General features: G+C 64.5%; 12 protein-coding genes. All 12 read left to right on the top strand.

Annotation, left to right across the window (positions count from 1 at the left end; genetic code table 11):
* The first annotated feature begins 6 nt into the window (after positions 1-6).
* The 12 genes from tssF (at position 7) to QTI66_RS34470 (ending at position 16193) form a co-directional block, all read left to right on the top strand.
* Complete coding sequence (gene tssF / locus QTI66_RS34525) at positions 7-1914, top strand: type VI secretion system baseplate subunit TssF (RefSeq protein WP_286564888.1); 1908 nt, start codon at positions 7-9, stop codon at positions 1912-1914.
* Positions 1914-3008, top strand: coding sequence for a type VI secretion system baseplate subunit TssG (tssG, locus tag QTI66_RS34520; protein WP_286564887.1), 1095 nt, complete (start codon positions 1914-1916; stop codon positions 3006-3008). The genes tssF and tssG overlap by 1 nt, the downstream gene beginning before the upstream one ends.
* 45 nt (positions 3009-3053) lie before the next feature.
* Entirely contained in the window at positions 3054-5834 is a 2781-nt protein-coding gene (gene tssH / locus QTI66_RS34515) for a type VI secretion system ATPase TssH (protein WP_286564886.1), read from the top strand.
* Between the two features lie 156 nt (positions 5835-5990).
* Positions 5991-7367 (top strand): tetratricopeptide repeat protein, encoded by a 1377-nt coding sequence (locus QTI66_RS34510; RefSeq protein WP_286564885.1) that lies wholly within the window; start codon positions 5991-5993, stop codon positions 7365-7367.
* A 71-nt stretch (positions 7368-7438) separates the two neighbouring features.
* Positions 7439-9892: a type VI secretion system Vgr family protein gene (locus QTI66_RS34505; protein WP_286564884.1), complete on the top strand. Its 2454-nt coding sequence runs from the start codon at positions 7439-7441 to the stop codon at positions 9890-9892.
* A 13-nt stretch (positions 9893-9905) separates the two neighbouring features.
* Positions 9906-10454, top strand: a complete 549-nt coding sequence (locus QTI66_RS34500; RefSeq protein ID WP_286564883.1) for a DUF6484 domain-containing protein — start codon at positions 9906-9908, stop codon at positions 10452-10454.
* A gap of 8 nt (positions 10455-10462) precedes the next feature.
* A complete protein-coding gene (locus QTI66_RS34495) occupies positions 10463-11584 on the top strand; it encodes a DUF2169 family type VI secretion system accessory protein (RefSeq protein ID WP_286564882.1) in 1122 nt (373 codons plus the stop codon).
* On the top strand, positions 11581-12612 hold the full coding sequence (locus QTI66_RS34490; protein WP_286564881.1) for a hypothetical protein: 1032 nt from the start codon (positions 11581-11583) through the stop codon (positions 12610-12612). The genes QTI66_RS34495 and QTI66_RS34490 overlap by 4 nt, the downstream gene beginning before the upstream one ends.
* Positions 12609-13805: a PAAR-like domain-containing protein gene (locus tag QTI66_RS34485; RefSeq protein ID WP_286564880.1), complete on the top strand. Its 1197-nt coding sequence runs from the start codon at positions 12609-12611 to the stop codon at positions 13803-13805. Before QTI66_RS34490 ends, QTI66_RS34485 begins: the two co-directional genes overlap by 4 nt.
* Positions 13806-13973: 168 nt before the next feature.
* Positions 13974-14726 carry a hypothetical protein gene (locus tag QTI66_RS34480; RefSeq protein WP_286564879.1) on the top strand — a complete coding sequence of 251 codons (753 nt, stop codon included), beginning with the start codon at positions 13974-13976 and terminating at the stop codon, positions 14724-14726.
* 15 nt (positions 14727-14741) lie between these two features.
* Positions 14742-16004 (top strand): TIGR02270 family protein, encoded by a 1263-nt coding sequence (locus QTI66_RS34475; protein WP_286564878.1) that lies wholly within the window; start codon positions 14742-14744, stop codon positions 16002-16004.
* Positions 16005-16010: 6 nt separating this feature from the next.
* Positions 16011-16193, top strand: coding sequence for a hypothetical protein (locus QTI66_RS34470; RefSeq protein ID WP_286564877.1), 183 nt, complete (start codon positions 16011-16013; stop codon positions 16191-16193).
* The last annotated feature ends 4 nt before the right edge of the window (positions 16194-16197 follow it).

Below are 16197 nucleotides of genomic sequence, written 5' to 3'. Positions count from 1 at the left end.
AACAACATGGACCCGCGGCTGCTCGGCCTGTACGAACAGGAACTTCGCTACTTCCGCGAAAGCTCCGCCGAGTTCGCGCTGGCCTTTCCGAAGATTGCGCGGCGCCTGAGCATCCCGGTCGATGGACAGGAAGTGGCCGACCCCTATGTCGAGCGACTGATCGAAGCCACGGCCTTCCTGTCCGCCCGCGTGGGCCTCAAGCTCGACGCCGAATACCCGCGCTTCACGGGGCACCTGCTGGACATCGTCTATCCGCAGTTCATGGCGCCCACGCCTTCGATGGTGGTGGTGTCGATGCTGGCCGACCCCGACGATGCCGGACTGGCCACCGGCCCGGCCCTGCCGCGCGGCAGCGGCCTGCGCGCACGGCAGGCCGTGGGGCAGAACACGCATTGCGAGTTCCGCACCTCGCGGGCGCTGCGGGTGTGGCCCATCGAAGTGGAGCGCATCCAGTACTTCACCTACGCGCCCGACCTGCCGCTGAACCAGCACCCCGATTCGCGCGAGATCCGCGGCGGCTTGCGTATTGCGCTGCACGCCACCGCCGGCCTCAACTTCAACCAGATTCCCATCGACGAACTGGTGATGCACCTGGGCGGCGGCGAAGACGTGGCGTGGCGCCTGCACGAGTGCCTGCTGGGCAAGCCGCTGGGCGTGCTGGTGCAACCATTGGGCGACAAGGGCCAGACCACCGGCACCGCGAGCCGCGCGTTGCAAAGCCTGCCCGGCAGTGCCGTGAGTGCCGTCGGCTTCGAGGAAGACGAGGCACTGCTGCCCGTCACCGCCACGGGCTTCTCGGGCCATCGGCTGGTGCAGGAGTACTTCGCCTTTCCGCAGCGCTTCCAGTTTGCGCGCATCAGCGGCTTGAAGCGCGTGCTTGCCACGATGCCGGTCCCGTACGTGGAAATCATCGTGCTGTTCTCGCGCGGCGATGGCGACCTTGAAAAATTGCTGACCAAGGACAGCGTGCAACTGCACTGCGTGCCCGCCGTCAACCTCTTCAGCAAGCGCCTGGACCGCGTGGCGGTGAACGAAGGCGTGAGCCAGTTCCACCTGGTGCCTGACCGCACGCGTCCGCAAGACTTCGAAGTACACACGGTCACGGAGGTGGTGGGCCACGGCAGCCCCGGCGTGGACGATGCGGTGGAGCAGAAATTCCTGCCCTTCTACGCGGCCTTCCACGGCAGCCGCCATGCACACCCGGCCTACTACACCACCACGCGTGAACCGCGCATGCAGTCGGTGAGGCAGCGCACCGAAGGCCATCGCAGCAGCCACATCGGCTCCGAGGTGTACATGCAGATCGTCGATCCGCAGCAGGCGCCTTATCCCAACACGATGCGCCAGCTGGCGGTGACGGCGATGGTCACCAACCGCGACCTGCCGCTGTTGATGCCGCTGGGCCGCGACAACGATTTCGATTGCGTCGACTCCTTTCCGGTGCAGCGCGTGCGCATGGTGCGCGGGCCGTCGCGGCCGGTGTCGCCGGTCATCAGCCAGGGGCTGGGCTGGCGCGTGGTCGACCATCTGGCGCTCAACTATCTGTCGCTGTCGGACAGCACGCCGCAGCAGGGCGCGGCGGCCTTGCGTGAAATGCTCATGCTGTATGCGGTGCATGCCGATGACGTGCGGCAGGCGCAGGTGCGCGGGCTGCTGTCGGTCAAGTGCAAGCCGATTGCGCGCCGCTTGCCGCTGGCCGGCCCCATCGCATTCGGCCGGGGACTGGAAGTGACGCTGGAAGTCGACCGCAATGCCTTCCACGGCCACAGTGCATTCCTGTTCGGCGCCGTGATGAACCGCTTCCTTGCGCGGCATGTGGAGGTCAATCATTTCGTGGAAACGGTGCTCGCGGTGCAGGGCCGCGGCGAGATCATGCGATGGAGGCCGATGTGCGGGACTCGCCAGATCCTCTAGTGCATGAACTGCTCGCGGACAAGGCGCGGGCCGAGGCTGCGCCGGCGCCGCGCCAGGGCAGCGTGGGCCAGCATCTGCATTCGATCTCTGACCAGCCGTGGGCATTTGACTTCTTCGCCGTGATGCGTCGCCTGGAGGCGATGAGCACACACACGCCGCGCTGGGGCCATGCGCTGCTGCCAAGCGCCGAGCCGGTGCGCGTGGGGCAGGAGCCATCGCTGTCCTTTGCACCCGCGAGCCTGACCCGCTTCGAGCCCGCGACCGAGCACTCGCCGCCGCGCATCCGGCAGGAATTCTTTGGCTACCTCGGGCCGAACGGGCCATTGCCGGTGCACATGAGCGATTTCATTCGCGAGCGCACCAAGAACCATGGCGACCCGACGTGGCTGGCGTTCCTCGATGTGTTCTCGCACCGCTTTGCGCTGCACTTCTATCGCGCATGGGCGCAGTCGCGCCCCGCCGTCGGGCTGGACCGGCCGGAGGAAGACGCCTTTCGCCGCCGCGTGGGTGCGCTCGTGGGCATCGGCACCGCGACGCGGCAGCAGCGCGATGAAATTCCTGACGATGCCCGGCTGCATTTTTCCGGCTGGCTCACGCGGCGCGTCCACAACGCGGAAAGCGTCGAGGCCGTGCTGTGCCAGTACTTCGGCGTGCCCTTCAGGCTGGAGCCGTGGGTCGGCCACTGGATGCGCTTGCCCACCGAAGAGCTGACGCGGCTCGGCCGCCGCGATGCATCGTGTGCCATGGGCATGGGCGCCATGCTGGGACGTCGCACCTGGGACCGCCAGCACCGCGTGCGGCTGCACGTCGGGCCGCTCACGCTGCAGCGCTACAAAAGCTTTCTGCCGATCGGCAACGCGCGCGTCGAGCTGCAACGCTGGATGCAACAGTTGCTCGGCGACGAGCTGTATTGGGACGCTGAACTGATCCTCAAGAAAGAAGAGGTGCCCGCCATGCGCCTGGGGCGGCACAAGGGCAACGAACCGCGGCTGGGCTGGGTGGCATGGATGGGCGAGCAGGCGCGCATCCGTGACGCGGCCGACGTGCGCATCGACGGCGATGCGCCGCCTTCGCGCGGGATGCAGCTTCAGTAGTAACAGGCACACACGACGCAACGAACGCAATGGGGAGAGCACACCATGAGTGAAATCAGCCGCACCGCCTTGTTCGGCAAACTCAATTCGCTGGCCTACAAGGCCATCGAGGGCGCCACCGTGTTCTGCAAGATGCGTGGCAACCCGTATGTGGAGCTGGAGCACTGGTTCGCGCAATTGCTGCAGGTGCAGGACTCGGACCTGCATCGCGTGATGCAGCACTACCAGCTGGACGTCTCCGTTATCGCCAAGGACATGACAGCCGCGCTCGACCGCCTGCCGCGCGGGGCGACTTCCATCAGCGATTTTTCGCCGCACATCGAGAACGCCATCGAGCGCGCCTGGACCTATGCCACGCTGCAGTTCGGCGAGGCGCAGGTGCGCACCGGCTACCTGCTCGTGGGCATGCTCAAGACGCCGAGCCTGCGCAATCCGCTGATGGGTCTTTCGAAGCAGTTCGAGAAGGTCAAGGTCGAGGACCTGGCTGACAACTTCGTGAAGATCTGCGACCCCTCGCCCGAATCGAAGATGCGCGCGCAGGATGGCACCGGCATGGGCAGCGGCGCCCCCGGCGAAGACACTGGCGCCATGGCCCCGGCCGCGATGGGCAAGGGCGATGCGCTCAAGAAGTTTGCTGTCGACCTCACGGAGAAGGCGAAGAAGGGAGAGATGGATCCGGTGACCGGGCGGGACGAGGAAATCCGCCAGATCGTCGACATCCTCATGCGCCGCCGCCAGAACAACCCTTTGCTCACGGGCGAGGCGGGCGTCGGCAAGACTGCGGTGGTGGAAGGCTTCGCCCAGCGCCTGGCGCGCGGCGATGTTCCACCGCAGCTGAAAGACGTGAAGCTGCTCACGCTCGACATCGGCCTGCTGCAAGCCGGCGCCAGCATGAAGGGCGAGTTCGAGCAGCGGCTGCGCCAGGTGATCGACGAGGTGCAGGCATCACCCACGCCGATCATCCTGTTCATCGACGAGATCCATACGCTGGTGGGTGCGGGCGGCGCGGCGGGCACGGGCGATGCGGCCAACTTGCTGAAGCCTGCATTGGCGCGCGGCAACCTGCGTACCATCGGTGCGACGACGTGGGCCGAGTACAAGAAATACATCGAGAAAGACCCGGCGCTGACGCGGCGCTTCCAGGTGGTGCAGGTGCCGGAGCCCGACGAGGTCAAGGCCATCCTGATGCTGCGCGGCGTGGCAAGTGTGCTGGAGAAGCACCACCGCGTGCAGCTGCTCGACGAGGCGATCGAAGCGGCCGTGAAGCTGTCGCACCGCTACATTCCGGCGCGGCAGCTGCCGGACAAGGCGGTGAGCCTGCTGGACACGGCGTGTGCGCGTGTCGCCGTGTCACAACACGCGATGCCACCCGAGGTGGAAGACTGCACGCGGCGCATCGAGGCGCTGACGGTGGAAAGCGAAATCATCGGCCGGGAGGAGGCGATCGGCATCGATGTGAGCAAGCGGTCGGCAACGGCGCAGGGCTTGCTGGTGGAAGCGAAGGCGGAGCTGGAGAAGCTCAATGTGCGGTGGAAGGAAGAGAAGGAACTGGTCGACAAGCTGCTGGACCTGCGCGGCAAGCTGCGCGCCGGCAACAAGCCGGTGGACTCTTCACTCCCTCCCCCTCCGGGGGAGGGCGGGGGTGGGGGCACCGCACCTTCGAAAGCCAGTGCCGCATCCACCGCCGACGTGCCCCCACCCCAACCCTCCCCCGGAGGGGGAGGGGGCAATACCGAAAACCGCGAAGCGTTGTTGGCGGAACTGCACGAGCTCCAGTCAAAAATCGCCGCCGTGCAAGGCGAGACACCCCTCATCCTCCCCTCAGTCGACGCACAAGCCGTCTCATCCGTAGTCGCCGACTGGACCGGCATCCCCGTCGGCCGCATGCAGCGCAACGAGATCGACACGGTGCTCAAGCTGCCGCAACTGCTCGGCCAGCGCGTCATCGGCCAGGACCACGCGATGGAGATGATCGCCAAGCGCATCCAGACCTCGCGCGCCGGCCTCGACAACCCCAGCAAACCCATCGGTGTATTCATGCTCGCCGGCACCTCCGGCGTCGGCAAGACCGAGACGGCGATTGCACTGGCCGAAGCGCTCTATGGCGGCGAGCAGAACATGATCGTCATCAACATGAGCGAGTACCAGGAGGCGCACACCGTCAGCTCGCTCAAGGGCGCGCCGCCCGGCTATGTCGGCTACGGCGAAGGCGGCGTGCTCACCGAAGCCGTGCGCCGCCGCCCCTACAGCGTGGTGCTGCTCGACGAGGTCGAGAAAGCCCACCCCGATGTGCACGAACTCTTCTTCCAGGTCTTCGACAAGGGCTTCATGGAAGACGGCGAAGGCCGCAGCATCGACTTCAAGAACACGTTGATCATTCTCACGACCAACGCCGGCACGGAGTTGATCGCGACCATGTGCAAGGACCCGGAGCTGATGCCGGACCCCGATGGCATGGCCAAGGCCTTGCGCGAGCCTTTGCTCAAGATCTTTCCGCCGGCCTTGCTCGGTCGCCTGGTCACCATCCCCTACTACCCGCTCAGCGACGAGATGCTCGGCCAGATCGTCAAGCTGCAACTCGGCCGCATCAAGAAGCGCGTCGAGGCGCGCTACCAGATCCCCTTCGAGTACGGCGAGGACGTGGTCAAGCTGGTGGTGAGCCGCTGCACGGAAAGCGAATCCGGCGGCCGGATGATCGACGCGATCCTCACCAACACCATGCTGCCGGACATCAGCCGCGAGTTCCTGAACCGGATGATGGAAGGCAAGCCCATCGAGCGGGTGCAGGTTTCGGTCGAGAACAACGACTTCCGCTACGCGTTCTGAAAGAAGGCACACCATGACGTGCAGCTTCAACGGATCCAAAAAGAAGGAGTTCGAGGACGGCCTGTGCACCAGGCAAATGGTGAGGTCGGCTGCCGTCGACAAGCCCGACTGGACGCGGCCCAAGCGCTGAGGCCACGCAAGAGGGAGACCAAAAACATGCCACGCACCGCCCACCGCTACACCCCGCCACCGCCTGCGCAACTGGGCCTTCCGCAAGCCCTTGCGCTGGCCGTGAAGCTGCACCGCGCGGGCAACCTCGACGATGCCGAAACGCTCTACAAGCGCATCCTCGCCGCTGCGCCGGGCAACGCGGATGCGCTGCACTTCATGGGCGTCCTGACCCACCAGCGCGGACGCAGCGAGCAGGCGCTCGGCTTCATCCAGAAGTCGCTTGCCCTGGCGCCCACGGTGCCCGACTGGCACAACAACCTGGGCAACGTGCTGCTCGCCATGGGCCGCATCGACGAGGCGGCGCAGTCGTACGAGGAAGCAGCCAGGCTCGGACCGGACCGCGCGGATGTGCTGAACAACCTGGGCGTGCTGCGGCGCGAGCAGAACCGCCTCGAGGAATCGGAGGCGGCATACCGGCGCGCCCTGGAGCTCGATGCGAAGAACGTCGACACCTTCACCAACCTCGGCAGCCTGCTCAACAGCATGGGCCGCGGAGACGAGGCGCTGCGCGCATTCTGTGAAGCCCTGGTGCTCAAGCCGCGCCATGGTCGCGCACGCCAGGCGTTGGGCATGGCCTACTACACGCTCAAGCGCTTCGACGAGGCGGCGCAGGTCTACAGCGACTGGCTCAAGGACGAACCGAACAGCCCCGAGGCGCGTCACCACCTGGCGGCTTGCTCCGGCAAGGGCGTGCCCGAGCGCGCTGCCGACGACTATGTCGAGACCGTGTTCGACGGCTTTGCCGACAGCTTCGACGCCAAGCTGGCCATCCTGCATTACCGTGCGCCGGAACTCATCGCGCAGACCGTGGCGAGCCTCATCGGCGAGCCCCGCAAAGACCTGAGCGTGCTCGACGCCGGTTGCGGCACCGGCCTGTGCGGACCGTTTCTGGCGCCCTATGCCAAGCGCCTGCTGGGTGTGGACCTGTCAGCGCGCATGCTGGCCAAGGCCGAGCCACGGCAGGTCTATGACGGTCTGGCCAAGGCCGAACTCACCGCCTTCATCGAAGGCGAGCAGGCGCAAAGCTACGACCTCATCATCTCCGCCGACACCCTGTGCTACTTCGGCGACCTGCGCGCGGTGACGCGCGCGGCGGCGCGGGCCATGCGACCGGGCGCGTGGCTGGTCTTCACCGTGGAATCCATCGTGCATGAAGAGGGCCAGCCCGCGCATGAAGACTTCCACCTGAACCCGCACGGTCGCTACAGCCACCGCGAGGGCTACTTGCGCAGCGTGCTTGCGGATGCCGGGCTCGACGTTCACGATGCCCAAGCCGTGCACCTGCGCATGGAAGGCGGCAAGCCCGTTGACGGCTATGTGGTATCGGCGCGCGCGCCGGTTGCACAAGGGGCCTCGGCCTGACGAGGAGGAAATGATGCAAAGCACCGCCGCCTCAATCGTCTTGGTAGCAATCCCGCCTGGAAAGCACGCGCATGGCTGAGCTTCAGTTCATCATCAAGAGCGATTCGCCGGTCAACGACGATCTGAAGTTCTGGACGCTGGTCGGCCATGAATCGCTGTCGCGGCCTTCGACCTATGAACTGTCGGTGCTGTCCACCAACGACAAGATCGACCCCAAGGACATCCTGGGCCGCGCCTTCGACGTGGTCATCGAATTCCTGGATGCGGACGGCGCCAAGCACGAGCGGCATTGCCAGGGCCACGCGGTGCGCTTCATGCGAAGGGGCAGCGTGGGCCGTTACTTCGAATACCGCTTCACGCTGCGCTCGTGGTTCTGGCTGCTAACCAAGCGCAGCAACTCGCGCATCATCCAGGACAAGGCGGTGCTGGACATCCTGGACGCCGTGTTCGAAGACAGCGCCATCAAGCGCTTCAAGAAGATCAAGTCCGACAAGGTGATCGGCACGCACACGCCGCTGCGCTACAGCGTGCAGCACCAGGAAAGCGACTTCAATTACCTCTCGCGCGTGCTGGAGGACGAAGGCGTTTATTACTGGTTCGACGCGCACGATGCGCCCGGCACCATGTACCTGGCCGATGCGAGCGACGTGGCACACAAGAAGCTGCCCGTCACCTCGACGCTCAACTACGTCACGTTTGGATCGACCGAAGCGCGCTACAACGAGATCGATCACTGGATCGATTCACGGCGGCTGGGCACCGGCAAGTTTGCGTCGCTCGACAGCGACTTCAAGGCGGTCAAGAAGAAGCTCAGCGCGGACAAGGGCGACCCGGACATGCATGAGTTGTCGGACCTGGAGGCGTTTGAGTATCCGGGCGGCTACCTGCGCGCCGATGACACGGAAGATGCGGCCAAGGTGCGCATGGAAGAACTGGCGGCGCGCCGGCGCGTGAACTGGGCCACGACGCATTGGCCCGATGTCGCCGCGGGGATGAACTTCACCTTTCATGGTCATCCGATGGGCGATCCGGACACCGACTACCTGTGCGCCGCGTGCAGCTTTGTCGTGACGCATCCGGGCTATGAAAGCATGGGCCAGAACGAAGGCAACGTGCAGCGCAACGGGCGCGTGTTGCTGGAGTTGATGGATGAAGACCCCATCAACGCGGATTGGCTGGAAGCCCTGCACGACATCGTGCGCGGCACTCCGGACCTGATCGCGCCGATGCGCGGCAACAGCGCCTTTCTGCTGACCGCATTGCCGGCCGACACGCCCTTCCGCCCACCGCGCGTGACGCCGCGCGTGACCATGCCGGGGCCGCAAAGCGCCATCGTCGTGGGGCCTGCGGGTGAAGAGATCCATGCGGATGACTTTGGTCGCGTGAAGGTGCACTTTCACTGGGACCGGTATGACAAGAGCGACGAGAAGTCCACTTGCTGGGTGCGCGTGTCGCAGCCCTGGGCGGGCAAGGGTTGGGGCGGCTACTTCATCCCCCGCATTGGGCAGGAGGTGATCGTCGACTTCTTGAACGGCGATCCGAACCGGCCGATCATCATCGGGCGTGTGTACAACGACGACCAGCCGAAGCCATTTGCTGCGCATACGCAGAGTGGCTTTCGCACACGCTCGACGCCGGGGGGGAGCGCGGCGAACTGCAATGAGTTCCGGTTCGAGGACAAGAAGGGCAGCGAGCAGGTGTACCTGCATGCGGAGAAGAACCAGGACATCGAGGTCGAGAACGACGAGACGCACTGGGTGGGCCACGATCGCACCAAGACCATCGACCACGACGAGACCTCGCACATCAAGCACGACCGCACGGAGACGGTGGACAACAACGAGACCATCACGGTGCATGGGGCGCGGACGGAGACGGTGGACAAGGATGAGACGATCACGATTCACAAGAACCGGACGGAGAAGGTTGACGTGAATGAGGACATCACGATCGGGGTGAATCGGACGGAGAAGGTGGGGTCGAATGAGTCGATCACGATTGGGTCGAATCGGACGATTACGGTCGGCGCCAACGAGACGGCGACGGTGGCTGTTCAGCGGACGCACACGGTGGGCGCCAACGAGACCATCACGGTTGGGGCGGCTCAGGAAATCACTGTCGGCGCTGCGCAGGCGGTGACGGTGGGTGCGGCGCAGACGGTGAGCGTTGGCGCGGATCAGACGACGAGTGTTGGCGCGAATCAAAGCACCACCGTTGCAACCGACCGCACCATCAGCGCTGGCGGCAATCTGTCGACCACCGTCAGCAAGGACGAGACGCGCAACGTCACCGGTGGGCGAACCACCAGCATTGGCAAGGACGATGCGCTCACCGTGGGGAAGAACCTCAAGATCAGCGCTGCGGATTCCATCTCCATCGTGACAGGCGATGCCAGCATCACGATGAAGAAGGACGGCACCATCACCATCAAGGGCAAGGACATCACGATCGACGCCTCCGGAAAGATCAACCAGAAGGCCAGCAGCGACATCGTGATGAAGGGTTCGAAGATTCTTCAGAACTGAAGGGCGAAACACCATGAGCAAACGCCAGGCGATCGAAGAGATGTTGTCCGGAGTCAGCGAAGCGCTGCGGCAGGCACCCGATCCGCAACTGCAGCAGCTGCTGGCAGGGCCGTCTGCCTTGCACCGCCGCGAGAACCTGCCTTCGGTCGTTGTGGGCGAATTGATTGCCATTGCCGACGAAGGGTGCACGCCGCTTGTGCTGTTTGCCGGCCAGCATGGAACGGCGGCCGTGCGCGCGCGCGCAGTGATTGACTTGCATGGCGCGCATATCGGCCAATCCGTGGTGCTGATGTTTGAAGACGGTGATGCGATGCGACCCGTCGTGATGGGCGTGCTGCGCCAGGCCGAAGGTTGGCCGCTCAGGGAGGTACCTGCACAGGTTGAGGTGGACGTGAACGGCGATCGGATGATCGTCAGTGCGAAGAGCGAACTGGTGCTTCGTTGTGGCAAGGCGAGTGTGACGTTGACGAAGGCAGGAAAAGTGCTGATCCAGGGCAGCTATGTGTCGAGTCGATCCACGGGCGTCAATCGCATCAAGGGCGGCTCCGTGCAGTTGAACTGAAACCGCCGATGCAATTGGTCAATGCCACCCGCATGGTCGCGGGATACACCTTGGGGTTGGAGCCGAGTGGCAGGGAACTGCTTGTCGTGGTCATCAAAGGCACCTTCCGCTTTCCGCGGGCCGACGAGCCCGCGGGGCACTTTGCGCTCCACGATGCGCAGATGCCGCTGGTCATGGCAGACAGCTTTACCGGCGAGCCAGGATTTTCGGCGCCTGTCTATGAGGTGGACTTCGCGCCGCGCAAGCCGCGCTGCGACGTCTTGCTCCTGGGCAGCGCCCATGCGCCGAATGGCCGCCCCACGACGCGCGTCGAAGCGGGGCTGCGAATCGGCCACTGGAGCAAGTCGCTCGCCGTGGCAGGTCCGCGCTATTGGGAGTGCGGCGTCGGCTCTGTGAGGGCATCGCCGCCCGCCGCCTTCCTGAAGCAACCCATCTCTTACGACGTGGCTTTTGGAGGGACCGATCTGCTTCACGACGATCCGTCGCAGCACGCCGCGTTCATGGCGAATCCGGTCGGGAGGGGCTTTCACAAGCACATCAAGGTCGAATGGGTCGACGGCGCACCCTTGCCGGCGACTGAAGAAGTGGGCTGCAACGTGTGCGATCCGGCGGGCAACTACCGGCCCATGGCGTTCGGGCCGATCGGGCGAGGCTGGCATCCGCGTTTGGACTTCGCGGGAACGTACGACGAGGAATGGCTGGAAGAGCACTTTCCCTTCTTGCCGCCGGATTTCGACGAAACGTACTATCAGGCGGCGCCGATGGATCAACAGCTGCCGTTGGACTTTTTTGAGGGACGCGCGACCGACGTCGTGCTTGCGAATCTGACACCTGAAGGCTTGACGCGCTTCACGATTCCAGATCTTCGCGCGCCTGTGCATATCTTTCCGAAGCATGGCAAGCGCGAGGACTACACCGCGACACTGGATACCGTGCTCATCGAGCCGGACGAGCAACGCTTCAGCCTCACGTGGCGCGTGGCGCGCCCCCTGTCGAAGAACATGTTTGAGATCGCGCAGGTTCTGGTCGGAAAGAAGGGAAAAGAGTGGTGGCAGCAACGCGAGCAAGCCCCGTTTCCGATCCCCGTGGTCATGGTCGCCATGCCTTCGCGGAAGGCGGCGCAGCCATGAGCCGAGACGCGCTGACCATTCTGCACGCCGGCTTGGTCACGTCCGTCGGCTTGAGTGCTGCAGCGAGCTGCGCCGCGTTTCGCGCAAAACTTACAAACCCGACCCGGACACATTTCATGAATGCGCGCGGCGAATGGATCATGGCGCATCAGGTGTTGCTGGCCCAGCCCTGGCGTGGCATCGTGAAGCTCGCCAAGATGGCTGCGATGGCCATCGCCGAAGCACTCGAAGGTGTGCCGCAAGGGCAGTGGGAGAGGATTCCACTGATCCTGTGCGTGGCTGAATCAGATCGTCCCGGGCGAACATCAGGATTGGATGAAGAACTTCTGTTGCGCATCCAGGAAGAACTGGGTACGGACTTCGCGCGGGGATCCTGCATCGTTGCGCAGGGGCGCGTGGGGGTGGCCATCGCGCTCGCCCGGGCACGCGAACTCAAGCGGGCGTCCAATGCTCCACGAGTGCTGGTGGCTGCGGTGGACAGCCTGTTGTCCTGGTCAACGCTCAGCCAGTATGAACAACGCGATCGGCTCCTGTCGGACGACAACTCCAACGGATTCATGCCCGGCGAGGCAGCCGGGGCGCTCCTGATTGACACGGCGCAAGCGCATCCTGGCGGCCTTCAATGTCGCGGCATCGGCTTTGGCCACGAGCCGGCCCCCATTGACAGCAAGGAGCCTCTTCGCGGCGAGGGGCTCGCGCAGGCCATCAAGGCGGCGCTGGCCGATGCCGGTTCCCTGATGCACGACTGCGACTTTCGCATCACGGACATCTCGGGCGAGCAGTACTACTTCAAGGAGGCGGCGTTGGCCCTTTCGCGCACGCTGCGCCAACGCAAGGCGGAGTTCGACATTTGGCATCCCGCCGAGTGCACCGGAGAGACTGGTGCTGCTGTGGGGGCCGCCATCATGGCCGAAGCCATCTTTGCGTGCGAGAAGCGCTACGCGCGTGGCCCGAACATTCTCGTGCACCTCTCCAACGACTCCGGCCACCGCGCGGCGCTGTGCCTGCAATACACGGAGAGAACATGAGCAATCAGGTGTACGCGAATCACATGGAAGTGTCGTGCAAGCAGGCGTCGGGCAAGGCGACCTGCGCCTTTCCCGACATGTGTTTCACCCCGCCCCAAACACCCGCGACTCCACCAGGCGTGCCGGTTCCCTATCCCAACACCGGCATGGCGTCGGACGCCAGCGACGGCTCCACGAGCGTGCAGATCTCGGGGCAGGAGGTGATGCTCAAGAACAAGAGCTACTTCAAGAAGAGCGTGGGAGACGAGGCAGGATGCGCTCCGAAGAAAGGCGTCATGACCAGCAAGAACATGGGCAAGGTCTACTTCACCATGTGGTCGATGGACGTCAAGGTCGAAGGCGAAAACGTCGTGCGGAACCTGGACATGACGACGCACAACCATGGCTCCTTCCCCTCCAACACCTCCCCTTGGCCCTATATCGACGAGACTGCGCTCGCAGACCCGGAGCACCCGTGCAACAAGCACTTCAAGGAAGAAAGCGCTGCCTGCGAGGGCAAGGAAGTCAAGAAAGCCGACGGTTCGGTGAACGTGGCGGCAAGCAAGCGCGCGCTGTGCGAATCGACCCCGAGCGCGGAGGCTTGTCGTCGCGCCCGAAAGTGTCGGATGGCGCCGTTCTCGCCCAATCTGTGCTGCGACCAGAGTTCGCCGCACTACAGCCAGCCTCACCACCTGGTGGAAGACCACTGGATCAAGGACAACCCTGCCTTCCCCTGGTACAAGAGTCTGCGTTCGGCGGCCAACACCAAGGAGTCAGTCGAGGCACTCAAGGCCGCCAATCCCGCGATCCGGTCGGACGAAGACGCGCCGTGTGTGTGCGCGACCGGTGACAAGTGGCGCGCGGAGCATGGCGAACTGCACGTCATCCAGGGAAATTACGAGCAATCCTTCATGCCTGGAGGCGCCCGCGCCAATACGTCCTGGGACATGGGCGCCGCAAAGTCGGGTGGCGTCATGGCGCACCAGATGGTCTTCGTGGATGCAGCGGGGCAACCGATGTGTGACGACGAGTGCATCAAGGCGCAACTCGACAACTTCTACGGCACGGATTCTGAACGGCCCTTGAATCCGCCGGAGCGGATCCCGCCCAATACGGAGCCCGCGCGTGGCGCGACCGAACAGGAGATGCGACCCCATCTGAACCCCACCCCGTTGACGCAGCGGCTTCCCTTCCCGCCGGGATTCTCGGTTTAGGAGGCGACTCAGATGGATCGCACGCAAGAGCGAAGTTCCCTGACATTCGGCCCCGGTTGGCTTGTCTCCGACGAACTCGCCGCCGTATTGGCGCGCCATCCAGCTCTCGAGGCTGAGGGCATCGATCGCGACTTGATCTGCTTCAGGTCGGGACAAGACTGGTCCTGCATGTCCAGCCTCGGAGCGGGATGCCAGCTGATCTTCGACGCAAGGCAAAAAGAGCTGCTCGTCGTCGCGGGAGACGGGCTTGTGCAGATCGTCGATGGGCAGGGCAGCCGCTCTGAACTCATCGACGCCTCGCCTGACGGCCCGAGCAACTTGCAGTGGATCCTGGGCCTGTCGCTCATCGGCTCCGCCGTCTATGCCTACGGCATGTGTCGCCAGGTCTACCGGCGACTGGACGACGCGAGGTGGCAACGCGTGGATGAGGGAATCCGCACGCGCGATGTCGCTGGCATCAAAAGCATGTGCGGTGCTGACGAACACGAGGTGTACGCGGTCGGATTCGGCGGCGAGATCTGGGTGCGCGCGGGCGGCAGATGGCGCGCTGTCGATTCGCCGACCAACGTGAAGCTCGAGCAGATTGCCGGCACAGCAAAAGGCGACTTCGTCATCTGCGGCGGCGCGGGAACGGTGCTTCGCGGCCGGGAGTTCAGCTGGACGCACCTGCCGCAGGACCACGTTGGCGAGACGATCTGGTCGGTGGTCGAATTCGACGGGACGGTCTACATGAGCACGACAACCCGCTTGATGATGCTCAACGGCGACATCCTGGAAGACGTAGCGGGGCTGCCTGCGGACGCGCGCTCCTTCGGCTATCTCGCCAAGGGCCAAAAGTCCATGTGGTCGATCGGCCATTCGGATTTGCTCAGGTTCGACGGCCAGGCGTGGGCGCGCATTGCACCTCCGCCCCAAGCCTAGGGGGAAATCGTCCCGATGTCCACAAGCCTTCGTCCCCCCATTGCCGCCGTCGTTCGTCAGCATCTGGAGGATGTGTGCGTCCTTCGTTCGACGCGCGCGGTGCTCGTGCGCGCACCTCACGTCCAATTACACCGGTTGCGTCGACTCGACGATCGACTGGCGGCGAACCTCGACGGGCTGGCAGTTGCGGGTGAGTTTGCGCTTGATATTTGCCGGTCAGAACTCGCTACGCCGAACCGGGGCGCTCTGTTTGTCAACGGCATCGCCGCCATCGAGCATCGCGACCCCGCGTTTCTCGGCAAATTGCTTGCGCTGGCCGAAACCGTGCCGCATGCCCGTTCCGGCCTGGTGTCCGCATTCGGTTGGCAGCAGGCCGCCTCGTTGGGTGACATCGCGCTGGCGCTTCTGAATTCGCCGCGGGTGTTTTCCCGCGATGTTGGTCTGACCGTGTGCGCGATGCACAAGGCCGATCCGGGGGGCGCGTTGGCGACTGCGCTGGCCGATGGGCAAAACCCCCTCCACGCGCTGGCTGCAGCCGGGCGGTTGGGCCGCGTCGACTTGGCGACTGCATGCGTCGACTATGTGCGCCACGACGATGCACGATGCCGGCTCGAGGCGGCAACGGCCGCCTTGCTGCTCGGTGATCGGCAGGCAGCGGTACAAGCGCTCGTCGAGTTCGTTCAGGCGAACGGGCATCACCGCGCTGTCGCGGCGGCACTGGTTCTCAAGGTCCTATCCGGCAAGGAAGCCCGGTCGCTGCTCAGGACGCTTGCGCAGGACAAAGCCTCGGCCCGCGTCCTGATCCGCGGCATTGGCGTCGCCGGCGATTCGCATTACGTTCCGTGGCTCATCGAGCAGATGCAAGACCTGAAGCTCACTCGCCTTGCGGGCGAGGCGTTCAGCCTTGTTACCGGCCTCGACCTCGCTTTGCTCGACCTCGAGCGCAAACCGCCCGAGGGCAGCGAACTCGGCCCAACGGACGATGCCGCTGACGAAGACGTCGACATGGATGAGGACGACGGCCTTCCGTGGCCCGATGCCCGAAAGATCGGTGACTGGTGGACCGCCAATGGCCACCAGTTCACGCCAGGCGTCCAGTACTTCATGGGCAAGCCGCCTTCGGCCTCGCATTGCCTTTCAGTGTTGAGGAACGGCTTCCAACGTCAGCGCAAGGCGGCGGCAACCTACCTTTGCCTGCTCAAGCCGGGGACGCCTCTGTTCAACACCGCAGCACCCGCCTGGCGCCAAAAGCGCTGGCTCGACGCCATGCAAGCGTGACCCCTCATGGCCGCCAAATACATCCTTTCAACCCTCGCCGTGGTGTTTCTGCTGGCAGCCCTCTGGCGCCTGTCCCGCGAACAATTCAAACTCCAACCAGCAAGCCGCACCTGGCTCACCATCGCCGTCATCTTCGGAGCCGTATCGGGCTGGCTCTGGTGGAACGGCACAGGAGGGGGCGGCGCATGAAATG

This window comes from Variovorax brevis, from assembly GCF_030317105.1.
GTDB lineage: Bacteria > Pseudomonadota > Gammaproteobacteria > Burkholderiales > Burkholderiaceae_C > Variovorax > Variovorax brevis.
Note: the sequence above shows the minus strand (reverse complement) of the source record. Positions and strands in the feature narration are given on the sequence as shown.